At 44.6% G+C, this 13,573-nt stretch carries 12 protein-coding genes; all 12 read left to right on the forward strand.

What is annotated here, in order from left to right:
• The first annotated feature begins 52 nt into the window (after positions 1 to 52).
• The 12 genes from truA to BMW71_RS19625 all read left to right on the forward strand — a co-directional run bounded on the left by truA (position 53) and on the right by BMW71_RS19625 (position 13,534).
• On the forward strand, positions 53 to 808 hold the full coding sequence (gene truA, locus BMW71_RS19570; protein WP_092177857.1) for a tRNA pseudouridine(38-40) synthase TruA: 756 nt from the start codon (positions 53 to 55) through the stop codon (positions 806 to 808).
• Between the two features lie 12 nt (positions 809 to 820).
• A complete protein-coding gene (locus tag BMW71_RS19575; RefSeq protein ID WP_092177859.1) occupies positions 821 to 2,596 on the forward strand; it encodes an ABC transporter ATP-binding protein in 1,776 nt (591 codons plus the stop codon).
• A gap of 102 nt (positions 2,597 to 2,698) precedes the next feature.
• Complete coding sequence (locus BMW71_RS19580) at positions 2,699 to 3,292, forward strand: hypothetical protein (RefSeq protein ID WP_092177861.1); 594 nt, start codon at positions 2,699 to 2,701, stop codon at positions 3,290 to 3,292.
• The gene (locus BMW71_RS19585) at positions 3,289 to 3,810 is read left to right on the forward strand and encodes a hypothetical protein (RefSeq protein WP_092177863.1); all 522 of its coding nucleotides are present in this window, start codon (positions 3,289 to 3,291) and stop codon (positions 3,808 to 3,810) included. The genes BMW71_RS19580 and BMW71_RS19585 overlap by 4 nt, the downstream gene beginning before the upstream one ends.
• Before the next feature lie 317 nt (positions 3,811 to 4,127).
• The gene (locus tag BMW71_RS19590) at positions 4,128 to 4,676 is read left to right on the forward strand and encodes a hypothetical protein (protein WP_092177865.1); all 549 of its coding nucleotides are present in this window, start codon (positions 4,128 to 4,130) and stop codon (positions 4,674 to 4,676) included.
• A 143-nt stretch (positions 4,677 to 4,819) separates the two neighbouring features.
• Positions 4,820 to 5,377, forward strand: coding sequence for a hypothetical protein (locus tag BMW71_RS19595; protein WP_143057702.1), 558 nt, complete (start codon positions 4,820 to 4,822; stop codon positions 5,375 to 5,377).
• Positions 5,378 to 5,491: 114 nt separating this feature from the next.
• Positions 5,492 to 6,526, forward strand: coding sequence for a uroporphyrinogen decarboxylase (gene hemE / locus BMW71_RS19600; protein ID WP_092177869.1), 1,035 nt, complete (start codon positions 5,492 to 5,494; stop codon positions 6,524 to 6,526).
• A gap of 242 nt (positions 6,527 to 6,768) precedes the next feature.
• Positions 6,769 to 7,461, forward strand: coding sequence for a sugar transferase (locus BMW71_RS19605; protein WP_092177871.1), 693 nt, complete (start codon positions 6,769 to 6,771; stop codon positions 7,459 to 7,461).
• 320 nt (positions 7,462 to 7,781) lie between these two features.
• Positions 7,782 to 8,489 carry a sugar transferase gene (locus BMW71_RS19610; RefSeq protein WP_092177873.1) on the forward strand — a complete coding sequence of 236 codons (708 nt, stop codon included), beginning with the start codon at positions 7,782 to 7,784 and terminating at the stop codon, positions 8,487 to 8,489.
• 444 nt (positions 8,490 to 8,933) lie between these two features.
• Positions 8,934 to 9,731: a polysaccharide biosynthesis/export family protein gene (locus BMW71_RS19615; RefSeq protein ID WP_092177875.1), complete on the forward strand. Its 798-nt coding sequence runs from the start codon at positions 8,934 to 8,936 to the stop codon at positions 9,729 to 9,731.
• 33 nt (positions 9,732 to 9,764) lie between these two features.
• Positions 9,765 to 12,119 carry a GumC family protein gene (locus BMW71_RS19620; RefSeq protein ID WP_218145611.1) on the forward strand — a complete coding sequence of 785 codons (2,355 nt, stop codon included), beginning with the start codon at positions 9,765 to 9,767 and terminating at the stop codon, positions 12,117 to 12,119.
• Positions 12,120 to 12,163: 44 nt separating this feature from the next.
• Positions 12,164 to 13,534, forward strand: coding sequence for a lipopolysaccharide biosynthesis protein (locus BMW71_RS19625; protein WP_092177879.1), 1,371 nt, complete (start codon positions 12,164 to 12,166; stop codon positions 13,532 to 13,534).
• Positions 13,535 to 13,573 lie beyond the last annotated feature (39 nt).

The following is a 13,573-nucleotide window of genomic DNA, read 5'->3' on the forward strand; positions in this document are numbered from 1 at the left end:
ATACGTCAAATCCGCTTTGAAATAGGGGTATATTTTTATCTTTGCACTTGAAATGAGCAAAGGTCACCGGTATTTTATTGAGATTGCCTACGACGGTTCTGCCTATCATGGCTGGCAAATGCAGAAAAATGCTCCTTCCGTGCAGCAGGCGATTCAGGAAGTACTGTCGGTCTTATTTCGAACAGCTGTTTTCATCATGGGGAGTGGCCGGACGGATACTGGCGTACATGCGCGCCAGCAATTTGCCCATTTCGAGGTGCCGGAGGAGATACCAAAGGTAGAGTTTTTAAAGCGGGTCAATGGCATGTTGCCATCAGACATTGCCGTTCATGATTTGTTACCGGTGCAATCGACTGCCCATGCCCGCTTTGATGCCTTGTGGCGCAGCTACGAATACCACATTACCTTTCGCAAAGACCCCTTTCTGCTTGGGAAAGCCTGGCACTGCTATTATGCGTTGGATGCGGAAGCAATGGCGGCGGCGGCGGAATTACTCTTGAGCCATACCGACTTTCAGTGCTTTAGCAAAACAAAGACCGATGTTAAAAGTTTTGATTGTAAAATAAAACGGGTCGGCTGGGAACAAACCGCCCATGGTTTGGTATTTCATATAGAGGCCAATCGATTTTTGCGTGGGATGGTTCGGGCGATCGTTGGTACCTTACTACAAATCGGACGAAAGCAACTGGATTTGGCGGGATTTACCGAGATCATTAGAAGCAAGGATCGGAAACAGGCGGGGAGTGCGGCACCCGCTCAGGGTCTTTACCTAACCGGGGTACGGTATCCGGCAAAAATTTTTATGTAAACTACTGACCAATTGGGACTGGAAAAAGAAAATGTAAAAAGCGGGGATATCATCGACACCAAGGTGTTGAAAAAGCTGTACCAATTTGTTACCCCGTATAAGCCGCGGTTTTACTTTTTGGTTTTGCTAACCTTGTTGTTGGCCGTGCTTGCGCCTAGTAGACCGTTATTGATACAGATCGCGGTGGACGATTACGTCGCGATGGGTGATGCCGAGGGATTGCTCCGAATCATGTATTTTTTGCTTGGACTATTGGTACTGCATGCGCTGGTTCAGTTTGGGCACACCTACCTTTCCGGTTGGTTAGGACAGGTGATCATCCGGGACATCCGGATTAAGCTGTACCGACATCTGCTGAAGATGCGGCTCAAATATTTTGACAAAACGCCGATTGGCCGACTGGTGACCCGGAATATTTCTGACGTGGAGACGCTTTCGGATGTATTTAGCCAAGGCCTGGCGGAAATAATCGGTGACTTGCTACAGTTGGTATCCATTCTTGCGGTGATGTTTTATGTGGATTGGAAGTTGACACTGGTAAGTCTGTGTACCCTGCCGCTGCTCGTCGTTTCCACCTATGTCTTCAAAGAAAAAGTCAAAGTTTCCTTCAACGATGTCCGAAACGCTGTATCCAACCTGAATTCTTTTTTGCAAGAGCATATTACGGGCATGAATATCATTCAGGTGTTTAACAGGGAGGAACGCGAATACGAAAAATTCAAAGCCATCAACGAGGAGCACCGCCGGGCGCACCTAAAGTCGGTTTTGTATTATTCCGTCTATTATCCCGTTGCGGAAATCATCCAGGCCATCGGGATTGGTCTGGTAGTTTGGTATGGAGCTACCGGCGTATTTGACCTGCAGATAAAGGTAGGGGTGCTGATCTCTTTTATCATGTACCTGCAATTATTTTTCCGTCCCATCCGAATGATTGCCGATCGGTTTAATACCCTTCAGATGGGAGTGGTGAGTTCTTCCCGGATTTTCACCATTCTTGAAAACAGCGAGCAGATACCAAACGAAGGGAACCATGCCCCTGAAAAAATTAAGGGTAACATTTCATTCGAAAAGGTTTGGTTTGCGTACGATCAGGAGGATTGGGTATTGAAAGACATCAATTTGAACGTCAGGCATGGCGAAACCGTAGCATTGGTCGGAGCAACAGGTGCCGGCAAATCGTCCATCATCAACCTGATCAGCCGGTTTTATGACATAAACAAAGGAGCGATAAAAATTGACGGAACATCCGTTTCTTCCTACGAATTACCTACACTTCGCAAGCACGTTGGGGTGGTACTGCAGGATGTATTTCTCTTTTCGGACACCATTCTCCAAAACATTACCCTGGGGAATCCGGAGATCAGTCGAGAACAGGTGATGCATGCAGCAGAATTGGTGGGTGCGCGAAAGTTTATTGAACGACTGCCCGGAGGGTTGGATTACGATGTAAGGGAAAGAGGGGGCACGCTATCGGTGGGTCAAAGGCAGTTGATTTCATTTGTCAGGGCTATGGTTTACGATCCCGAGATCATCATTTTGGACGAGGCCACGTCATCAGTAGATACCGAAACCGAGGAGCTGATACAGGAGGCGATAGAAAAAATGATGGAAGGAAGAACATCAATTATCATCGCCCACCGACTTTCTACCATTCAAAAGGCCAGTAAAATAATTGTGCTTAACAAAGGAGAAATCGTAGAGGAAGGGACCCACGAGGCCCTATTGAAGCATGGAGGGTACTATTCCCAGTTGCATCAAATGCAGCTCAAGTCCATGGCGGTTAGTTGACTTGTGCAAGTAGGGAAAAAGTTTGGCGATTGCCCGTAACTTACCGGATGGCTCTGTCGTTTGAAAAGCAATGAATTTGACGCTTCTTATCGTTTTTGATGCATGAAATATTTATTAGTTTGTTTGATTGCTTTTACTGGATTCTCGGCTTTTGCCCAGGAATACGAGCTGGGATTGCGGTTGGGTGAACCGTACGGGATCACGTTTAAAACAGCCTTATTTGATGACTATTCCCTGGAGGCAATCATTGGACGGGGGAGTCCAAACAGTGGGAGCTATTACCGTAGGTCGTTTGAAAACAACCCGCCGTTGAGTTCAGCCATCTACGAAGGGCAACAAGTAGCAGGTGCTTTTTCGGCACAAGCACGGATGGCCTATGAACAATCACTCAATGCCGAATTTGATATAGCGGAAGGAAATTTAGTCGGCTATGCGGGCGCCGGTGTACAGGTTAGAAGTACTACGGTCACCTATTTTTACCGCACACCTGCTGCCGGCGAGGCGGGTGCGTCCCGTAGCGAATCCCGGAGGAATGCAGACGTTGGTCCGGAGGGATTTATCGGTTCGGCCTATTATTTTGAGGATGTGCCCTTAGGGATTTTTGCGGAGTTGGGGCTGTTTATGGAACTTCTGGACCGATTTGGCCATCTGAAAGTTCAGGGAGCCATTGGCGCCAGGTATGCATTTGGAAAATGACAAGCAAAAGCAGACGAATACTGGGAGTAGTGGTAGTGCTACTACTTGTAGCTGCCGCCGGGTACCTGTATTTGGGTGGAGCGAGTGAGACAAAAGTGGAGTTGGTTTCGTGCCAGACTCTGGATCTGGTCGGATTGGAATACAGGGGTACTCCCCAAGAAGAGCGACTGGGGCAATATTTTCAGGAGGTAGAGGCGAATAGGGGGGAAGCTCCGCTTTACACCGTTTATTTCGAGGAGCCTTCGGGAAAACGGGATACATTGCATGTGTTTGTGGGAATGGCTTCTGGTGAAGGACCTGACCGGTTGCCAACTAGTTGGGCGGAACGCTCATTTGATTGCAGCGAGGCAGTAAAAGCCAGCATGCAGATGCACCGGTGGGTGATGCCTGGGCCGCAACAAACAAAGAAAAAGATGGAGGATTTTGCTTCTGCCCGGGGACGAATGTTGCAGGGGGTCTTTATTGATAAGATTATCGGAAGGAATCATGTGGAGGTGTGGGCCCCGGTTCGAGAATAGTAGTGCGATACGGGCAACCGAACGGATTTTCTGTTTGATTCAAACGGGCGATCAGGAATGGGCATTTGGGCTGTTGGTGAAAAATTGGGCGAGGTACGGGTTTTTCGGGGGAATTACCAAAACTGGTACGGTTTTGGAAAAAGGAAACCAACGTATCTAGTATTTCGCATAAGTATATGAAATGGAGCCTGCCTGATGTAAACGGGCATGACGCAAAGGTCACACAAGTGGATGCACCTAGCGGCATCGGGTGATACATTGGGTATTCCTTAGCATACAGGCAGGCATATGGCCTTTACAAAGTAAATTAAAAGCGTATGAAAAAAAGCAATCAATCAGTACTCGTAAGTAAGCTGTTCCTTCTTATCACCGCAGGGGTTTTGTGGAGTTGTGAAGGACCGATAGGTCCGCAGGGCCCTCCGGGACAGGACGGACTTGATGGTGTCACCATCGTGGGAGAGGTTTTCGAAATAATCGGCGACTTTACACAGTCAGGTAATTTTGGCATCCGCGGTGAGTACGGCTTTGATTTGGTGGAGTCGGACAAGGTCTTGATCTACCGCCTGGGTGGTGTGGATCAGGAAGGCAATGACATTTGGCGGTTAATCCCGCAGGTTGTATTTCATCAAAACGGTATTTTTACCTACGATTACGATTTCACCTTCTACGATTATTCAATTTTTTTAACCGGTGATTTTGACCTCAATACATTGGAGCCTGGGTTTAGAAACGAGCAGGTTTTTCGGGTATTGATCGTTCCCGCTGACCGAATTGATCTACGGATGGATTTTTCAAACCACCAGGCTGTTTTGAACTTGCTTGGGGTAGACGAAGAGGATATCCGGCGGTATCCGGTAGGAAATTAAGCCGAAACGATGTGATTTTCGTAAAAAGACAGTTTGCGCGTGTGGCAGGCTGTCTTTTTTTTGGTTGGTATTGGATATGAAAAAATTACCGGCTATCTTTCAAATAACGCACCTAATTCATTATACGTAGTAAACAAAAACTTATGAAGCAGATTTTATACTTGGTAGTACTTGTAGCAATAATGGCATTGCCTGCATGTGAGGGTCCGGAAGGACCTCAAGGCCCTCCGGGTCTGGATGGAAGAGATGGAGTGGATGGAGAAGATGGGGAGGATGGGATTGAAGTTCTGAACCTGGTCTTTGAAGGGCAAGTAACGTTTTCTGAGGAGAACGAATTTGCGATCGGTTCCGGTCTGGAGATTGGTCCGGGGGATAATTTGCTCGTCTACCTGGAATGGGCGCAGGTAGAAGGGGAGACGTTGTGGCGTTTATTGCCCCAAACGGTGTTTTTTGCAGAGGGAGCGACATTGACGTACAATTACCAATACACCGCTTCTTTTTTCAATGTCTTCATGCAGGCGAATTTTGATCTTACGCAGTTGGAAGCCGAGTGGACAGATAACCAGCGCATTCGTATTGTATTGCTCCCTGGGTTTTTTGTAGAGGAAGAAGCTGCGCGAATTGATTTCAGTGACTTTGATGCCGTGATGTCCCTGATCGGGAAGGACGAATCGGATATCGTACCAATAACGCTCAACTAATCAAGAAAGGAACTTCGATAATTGCAGGTAGAAAAAGCTTTCCGGAATTTAGGGAAGCTTTTTCTATATAGTCCCTTTTTTCGTTTTTGGCGCAACTTGATTTATATTTGCGGCATGCAAATGAAGAACGATTTACTTTTACGTGTAATTAAAGGAGAGGCAGTAGAAAGGACTCCAGTTTGGTTGATGCGGCAGGCTGGGCGAATTTTACCCGAGTACAGGGCAGTCAGAGCAAGTGTGCGTGGTTTTATTGAACTGGCGCAAACGCCTGAATTGGCTGCAGAGGTGACGATACAGCCCGTAGATCTCCTTGGTGTGGACGCTGCGATAATTTTTTCAGATATTTTGGTTGTTCCGGAGGCGATGGGGCTTCCCTACGAGATGGTAGAGAAGCGAGGTCCCTGGTTTCCGAAAACGATCGGGAGTGCCGCCGACTTAAAGAAATTAAGGGTAGCCGATCCCCAAACCGATCTTCACTACGTTTTGGAAGCCATTCGGCTCACGAAAAAGGGGCTCAACGGCAGGGTGCCGCTGATAGGCTTTGCAGGAGCACCCTGGACGATTTTTGCCTACATGGTAGAAGGCTCTGGGTCGAAGACCTTTTCCAAAGCCAGGGCCATGTTGTACCAAAACCCGGATTTGGCGCACAAACTTTTGGACCTAATTACCAAAACGACCATTAAGTACTTGCAAGCACAGGTAGGTGCAGGAGCAAACCTGGTGCAGATTTTTGATAGTTGGGCTGGCATCTTGCCTCCCGATCAATACCGGGCGTTTTCATTGCCCTATCTGGAGAGGATCTGTGAAGCGGTTACGGAAGTACCGGTCACGGTCTTTGCCAAAGGGGCTTATTTTGCCATGAAAGATTTTTCACGCATGGCCTGTGCCACCGTGGGCTTGGACTGGAACATGGATATAGGAGAGGTAAAGCAACTTGTGGATGGGAAAAAAGCCCTGCAAGGAAACCTCGATCCGGCGGCCCTGTATGCTCCAGACGAGACACTCGTTGCTCAGACGCGCAGCATGTTAAGTCAATTTGCAGGAAGCAGGCACATTGCTAACCTGGGTCACGGGGTGTACCCGGACACCTCACCAGAGAAAGTGAAGCTTTTTGTTCAAACGGTAAAAGAATTTGAAATTGCTCCCTAAATTGTTTAAATAAGTAAAATATTTCAATGAGAATACAATACAATTAGATGTGTTTGTTCTAATTATGTAAATAAAAATAACTTTTTTAATAATTTTTTTCATTTTGAAACTATAATTTTCTGGATCATAAATACAGCCCGTATATTTGGTAATCTCAAAATAGCTGAATATATTTGTTAAAATGTATTTCAAATACATTAAAACGAGGTATAGTTTTTTGTTGGGGTTCATTGATTTCGGCAATGGAAAAGTTTTTACACAAGCAGGATCAGTCGGAATATTTATCGAAAAAGCTCTCCGGGTATATTGGGCCGGGTGGGGTGGTTTACCTTACGGATCCTAGGAAGGTTTTTGTGAAGCGACTTGTGGACCTGGTTTTTTCATTTCTTTTCTTGGTTTTTATTCTATCCTGGTTGTTTCCTTTGGTTGCAGCGTTGATTAAACTGGACTCTTCCGGCCCTGTTCTTTTCAAGCAGTTGCGGCACGGCAAAGGGAATACCGCCTTCTGGTGCTATAAGTTCCGAACGATGAAGCGAAACGATGAGGCTGACACCCGCCAGGCGTCAAGGCACGACCGGCGGGTTACCCGAATGGGGAAATTCCTAAGGAAAACCAGTCTGGATGAAACACCACAGTTTTTCAATGTTTTGCTTGGTGACATGTCTGTTATTGGGCCCAGACCTCATGCCGTGCCAATGAACCACTTGTTTTCCAACGAAATAAATAATTACATGTTTCGCCATTCTGTCAAACCTGGGATTACCGGATTGGCTCAGGTAAAAGGGTACCGGGGGGAAATCCTGCGCTTCTATGATATTTATGGTCGGGTGCGGCTGGATCATTTTTATATCAAAAATTGGTCCTTACTCCTGGACGCAAAGATACTGGTTTGGACGATTTCTGCTGTATTTTTAAAGAATGCCAACGTCTATTGATTTTTTTGTTAAATGGGCATGAATTTGGCTAAGCATTTGTCAGACGATGGCCTAGGAAAATAATTAATCCCCAGTCCCCATCTGGTCGATTCCAAGCAGGTTTTTTTACGTTTATGACCGATTCATTGCCTAAAACTAATTTTTAAATCAATAAAAATGAATTTTAAATACAAAAAAACGAATTTTAATTAAAATTAATTTTCCAAAAGCTTGCAAAGAACAGAAAGTCCCTATATATTTGTAAAAATGTATTTCAGATATATAAAAATGTTTTTTAAACAATAGGTAAGGAATAGGGAGGTAAGTAACGATTGTTAGCGATGGAAAATGTTTTAGTAGAAAGAAAATTTGGCCAATCCCTCAGGAAGGGAAATTTTGTAAAAGGGCAGCAGGAGGCAAAAATCAGGGTACTTTACGGTAAAAACGATAGCTATCAGAAGCGTCTCATCAAGCGGGTTTTTGATTTGACTGTATCGGTATTTACTACCGTGTTCGTATTGTCCTGGTTGTTTCCATTGATTGGAATCTTGATCAAACTGGATTCCAAGGGACCTGTCCTCTTCAAGCAGCAGCGGCATGGAAGAGGCAACAAGGTATTTTATTGCTACAAATTTCGAACGATGATCAAAAACAACGAAGCAGACACCCGGCAAGCGACGCAGAACGATTCGCGAATCACCCGGGTTGGGAAATTTCTGCGGAAATCCAGTTTGGATGAACTTCCGCAGATACTGAACGTGCTTCTTGGAGACATGTCGATCGTTGGTCCAAGGCCCCATGCCGTACCGATGAACCTGGAATTTGCGAAAGAAATCGGCGGTTTCATGCAACGACACCGCGTGAAGCCTGGCATTACCGGCCTGGCGCAGTGCAAGGGGTATCGTGGTGAAATCGTTAATTTCCAGGAACTACATTCCCGGTTTCGGTTGGACTTCTTCTATGTGCGGAAATGGTGCCTGCTATTTGATATTAAAATTGTCATTGAAACGGTTGTTTCTCTTTTGACAAAAAACGAAAAAGCATATTAACACCATAGCGCGTCGAAATAAACAGCGATAAACACAAAAGGGCACAAATTTTTCTGATTGATAACAGCTTTCCAGATGTTGCTTGTGTCCGATAACCCATTATAACAAACGGTCGGTTTTGCTACCGAACACTAGGGCTTTGGCTGGCTTCCTTAAGTTACGTAGACCGAGTCGATCCTTTTGACGAGCAAAGGGGCAACCGACATTCGTGATTACAGGTTTGTTCCGTCTTGGAACGAGAAGAAATGGAACGTTTGTCGATAGGTATGCGGGTAAATATAGCTAAAACGAATGAAAATATTCTGGCACAGTTCTTATTGTTCTGATAATTAAGTAATTTGCGACGTCTTTATTGGTTGCATGTTTTAGCAGATTATTGTTTCACTTTTTCACCGAGATGAACGAGTTCGGTGAGTAAAAACGACGTAACAGTCTTTAGATTTTATGAGAAAAAGTACATTAGTAAACAGCTTGGTTTTTATTTTCCTTCTGTCTGGCATTTTTGGTTGTGCGAAGAGGAATTTGGTCTATTTCAGCGATATTGAATCCGGAGCAGATTTTTCAACCCAGATTACCAAGTTTCCTGAGCCGACCATTCAGAAAGGGGATTTGTTAAAGATTACCGTAAGCAGTCTTAACCCGGAGTCAAATCTGCTGTTTAATGCGGGCGTGATGTCGTCTTCTGAGGACGGGCGGGTGATGAATGCGGCAGTTCCGATCAACGAGGGTTACCTGGTGGACAAAGACGGGCAGGTAAATTTCCCGGTTTTGGGGATGGTGGTGCTGGAAGGGTTGACGAAGGAAGAAGCGATTGAGAAAATGGCACAGCGTTTGGAAGAATACGTGAAAGACCCCATTGTTAACGTGCAGTACCTGAATTTTAAGATTACAGTGATCGGAGAGGTTTCCAAACCCAACACCTTTACACTGGAGACAGACCGAATTACCATACTCGAAGCCTTGGGTTTAGCAGGCGACATGACGGAATTTGGAAAGAGGGAGAATGTGCTGGTAATCAGGGATGAAGGTGGCGTTCGAAAGGCAGTTAGGTTAAATTTAAATAATCGAGAAATTTTAGATTCTCCGTATTTCATGTTGCACCAAAATGACGTGGTATACGTAGAACCAGATAAAATGAAAGCGATTCAGGCCAGTACAAATCAGCGGGCTATTACCATTTTTGGTATTTTGGCCTCACTTGGCATCGCGGTATTGTTCAACTTACGCTTCTATTTCGAATAAGAACACGGGATTATGAAAATGTCGGATATGTTAATGGATGATTTCCAACCCAAAGAGGTGGAAAACACGGATTACAAGTACTTGATCATGAAATACCTAAAGTTTTGGTATTTGTATGTGATCGGACTTGTTGGATGCTTGGGATTGGCATTTCTTTATTTGCAGTATGCCACCCCGGAATACCCTATTGAGGCGACTATTTTGATCAATAGTAACAAGAGTTCGGATTTTTCTCAAAATGCCGTATACTCGGAATTGGAAACGTATCAGTCGATAAAATTGGTAGAAAATGAGTCGGAAGTGTTGCAGTCATTTAGCTTAATGAGGCAGGCAGTTCGGGAATTGGATCTAAATGTGTCCTATTTTGTAGAAGATAATTTATTTCGAAACAAAGAGATTTTTGGACCTCAGGTACCCATACAGGTTAACCTGGATCGGTACGATTCCGCCGCATTTTTTGACGAAGACTTGTTGACCGTATTCAAGGTCCACGTGCAGGGACCGGAAACGTTTCAATTGGAGGATGAAGAGGAAAATAGTTCTAACCACCGTTTTGGGGAAGAGTTGGCCTTCCCATTTGGGGAGTTTACCATTGACCTATTGCAGGAGTTGAAGGAATACCCCAGCACGATCATTATCCAATTCAACAATCCGTATGCGCTACCGGGAAGGTATAGCAATAAGTTGGAAGTGATGATCGTAAACAAGCTAGCCAGCGTATTGCGGCTTGGTTTTACGGATCCGGTACCCCAAAAGGGCATGTTAGTCTTGAATAAGCTAATCGAAGCCTACAACAGGGAGGCGATGCTGAACAAAAACCAAACAGCTAAGAATACCATTGATTTTATTAATAAACAGCTTGATTCGGTCACCAATGATTTACGGGAAATTGAAGCGATGGTGGAAGAATACAAGTCAGAAAATAAAATCACCGAACTGAGTTCCGATGCCCTGCAGTATGCCGAACGGTTTAACCAAGGGAAAGAACAACTGGCAGAATATTCCATTCAATTGGATGTGTTGAATTCGATCGAGGAGTCACTGCAGGGGCAGGAGGACGATTTTCAGGTTATTTCGGGATCGCTCAATATTCCTGATCCAACGTTGTCGGCTAGCATCGACAAGTTTAATGAGTTACTGCGGGACAGAGAGCGCATGGTTCGTACCACCCAACCGGGTAATCCGCTGATATTGGAGAAGGACCAGCAGTTGAGTTCTGCTCGTCAAAACATACTGGGAAATATCCAGAGCATTAAATCCAGTGTGGAAATAGCAAGAAATAATCTCCTGGCCCGGACGACCGAAGTGGAGATACAGAGTGGGAAAGTTCCTGAAATCGAGCGAAAGCTATTGGAAATAAATCGCCAACAAGCCATCAAGCAGGACCATTATCAATACCTGGTGAAAAAGAGAGAAGAGGCATCGATGTCTCTTGCCGCCACAACGGTGAGTAATTCCAGAATCATTGATCCAGCAATGGCCGGCAGTAAACCGAGCAAACCTAATAAACTATTGATCCTTGGCTTCGCATTTTTTGCCGGATTGGGCGGGAGTCTCGGGTTTGTATTCGTCTTTTATCAGTTAAATACCAAGATAAAAGTGAAACGAGACGTTACATCAAGGACCAATATTTCCATTCTGGGAGAAGTCTCCCACCACGATGAAAAGGTGCCGATAGCCATATCCAAAGGGGTACGGACGCCCGTGGCCGAACAGTTTCGCCTTATTCGGACCAACCTTCAGTTTGCGCTGCCCAATAAGGACAAGAAAGTGATTCTGGTTACCTCTACTACGAGTGGGGAGGGAAAAACATTTTTTTCCCTGAATCTGGGAGTGAGCATGAGTTTGGCAGATAAAAAAGTTGTCATTCTTGAATTTGACCTAAGAAAGCCCCTACTATTGGAATACCTGGGAATGGAGGAGAAGCGGGGAATTTCCGATTACCTACAGAACGATTCGTTGACGATAGCAGATTTAATTGTCAAGAATGACCGGTTGCCGGATGGATTGGATTTGATTGGTTGTGGAACGCTCCCAGATGACCCGTCGGAATTGATGCTATTGCCCAAAGTGGGGTATTTTATCGATAAGCTTCAGGAGATATACGACGTGATCATCATTGATTCAGCTCCTGTCGGTCAGGTGGCCGACGCGTTTTCACTTTCGCGGTTTTCGGATATCACCACCTATATCATGAGGTACAACTTTTCTGAATCACAGGCAATTACGTTCATCAACGAGCAAAAACGAGAAAAGAAATTAAAAAACCCTGTGATTGTTTTAAATGATGCCAAAACCAAGATGAGTTACGGTTACGATTACTATCAGAAGGCAGATATTAAGAAGAAGAAACGCGAGGTGTATAAAAAGATGGTGAAAAAAGTATAGCCTTGCATTTTTTTAGGTTGAGGTGTTAGTGAATGTTTTTCTGTATGAGAAGTCAAGTTTCCTCTCTTTATTTCGTTTTAAGTAAGGCGATCAATAAAGGGCACAAAAGAAGTGTAAAAGCCAAAAAGAACATCCTTGCCTCCCTGGTGATAAAGGGCGGAAGTATCGCGATTAGCTTGGTACTGGTTCCTTTGACTATCAATTACGTTAACGCGACAAGCTACGGTATTTGGTTGACGTTGAGTTCTATCGTTGGTTGGTTTAGTTTCTTTGACATCGGTTTTGGGCATGGGTTGCGAAACAAATTCGCCGAAAGTATTGCCAGGGGTGAATACGATTTGGCGAAAAAATACATCAGTACCACCTATGTAGTTTTAAGCTTGATTATTGGTGTCGTGTTACTGGTATTTGCCGGTATTACACCTTTTTTGAATTGGTCAAATATTCTGAATTCCCCGGTTGAAATGGCTGGAGAATTACGGATTTTGGCCTTGATCGTTTTCACGTTCTTTTGCCTTCAATTTGTTTTAAAGTTAATTACAACCGTACTTACTGCGAATCAGGAACCTGCGAAAGCTTCCTTTTTTAACTTTCTGGGGAGTCTTTTTTCGCTGATTGTGATTTATATCCTGACGTTAACGACAGAGGGGAACTTGATTTATTTGGGAACGGCACTGAGTTTTACTCCCGTATTGGTTTTGATTTTTTCAAGTGTTTGGTTTTACAATCACGAATACAAGCGATACGCACCCTCGTTAAAGCAAGTAGACTTTAGCCTGGCACGGGATTTAATGACATTAGGGGGGAAGTTTTTTATCATTCAGATTGGCGCACTCGTGTTGTTCAGCACGAATAATATCATTATTACGCAGCTGTTTGGCCCGACGGAAGTCACGCCATTCAATATAGCCTTCAAATTATTTAATATTGTGACGATGGGTTTTGGGATTGTCGCAACCCCACTTTGGAGTGCATTTACGGATGCATATGTACGTGAGGAATACACCTGGATAAAAAATACCCTGGCTAAAATGAGAAAAATATGGCTGTTGTCCATTCTTGCAGCGGTCGCCATTTTGTTTGCATCACCGTTTTTATACGATATTTGGGTAGGGGACAAAGTGCAGGTACCTTTTAGCCTTTCGGTGGCAATGTGCGTGTATGTGGTGGTTTCAATCTGGCAGACGATTCATGTTTTTTTCTTAAACGGGATCGGTAAAATCAAGCTGCAGCTGTACATGGTTTCTATTGCAGCGGTGCTGAATATACCGATGGCCATTTATTTAGGGGGGGTGTTTGGTTTGGTCGGAATCACGCTTACCAGTACCATCATTTTTGGGGTACAGGGTTTGGTGTTCTTTATTCAAACCCGAAAGATATTGAATAAATCAGCGAAAAATATTTGGAATCAATGAGGGTTTTCAATTACATACGGAATTTTTTCATAAATACGT

This window comes from Cyclobacterium xiamenense (assembly GCF_900109255.1).
Classification (GTDB): domain Bacteria; phylum Bacteroidota; class Bacteroidia; order Cytophagales; family Cyclobacteriaceae; genus Cyclobacterium; species Cyclobacterium xiamenense.

Bases quoted from the DNA above. Each gene is read 5' to 3' on its own strand.
- BMW71_RS19615 (WP_092177875.1), top strand. From the start codon at position 8,934: ATGAGAAAAAGTACATTAGTAAACAGCTTGGTTTTTATTTTCCTTCTG.
- BMW71_RS19585 (WP_092177863.1), top strand. From the start codon at position 3,289: ATGACAAGCAAAAGCAGACGAATACTGGGAGTAGTGGTAGTGCTACTA.
- BMW71_RS19610 (WP_092177873.1), top strand. From the start codon at position 7,782: ATGGAAAATGTTTTAGTAGAAAGAAAATTTGGCCAATCCCTCAGGAAG.
- BMW71_RS19595 (WP_143057702.1), top strand. From the start codon at position 4,820: ATGAAGCAGATTTTATACTTGGTAGTACTTGTAGCAATAATGGCATTG.
- hemE (WP_092177869.1), top strand. From the start codon at position 5,492: ATGCAAATGAAGAACGATTTACTTTTACGTGTAATTAAAGGAGAGGCA.
- BMW71_RS19625 (WP_092177879.1), top strand. From the start codon at position 12,164: ATGAGAAGTCAAGTTTCCTCTCTTTATTTCGTTTTAAGTAAGGCGATC.
- BMW71_RS19605 (WP_092177871.1), top strand. From the start codon at position 6,769: ATGGAAAAGTTTTTACACAAGCAGGATCAGTCGGAATATTTATCGAAA.
- BMW71_RS19590 (WP_092177865.1), top strand. From the start codon at position 4,128: ATGAAAAAAAGCAATCAATCAGTACTCGTAAGTAAGCTGTTCCTTCTT.
- truA (WP_092177857.1), top strand. From the start codon at position 53: ATGAGCAAAGGTCACCGGTATTTTATTGAGATTGCCTACGACGGTTCT.
- BMW71_RS19580 (WP_092177861.1), top strand. From the start codon at position 2,699: ATGAAATATTTATTAGTTTGTTTGATTGCTTTTACTGGATTCTCGGCT.
- BMW71_RS19620 (WP_218145611.1), top strand. From the start codon at position 9,765: ATGGATGATTTCCAACCCAAAGAGGTGGAAAACACGGATTACAAGTAC.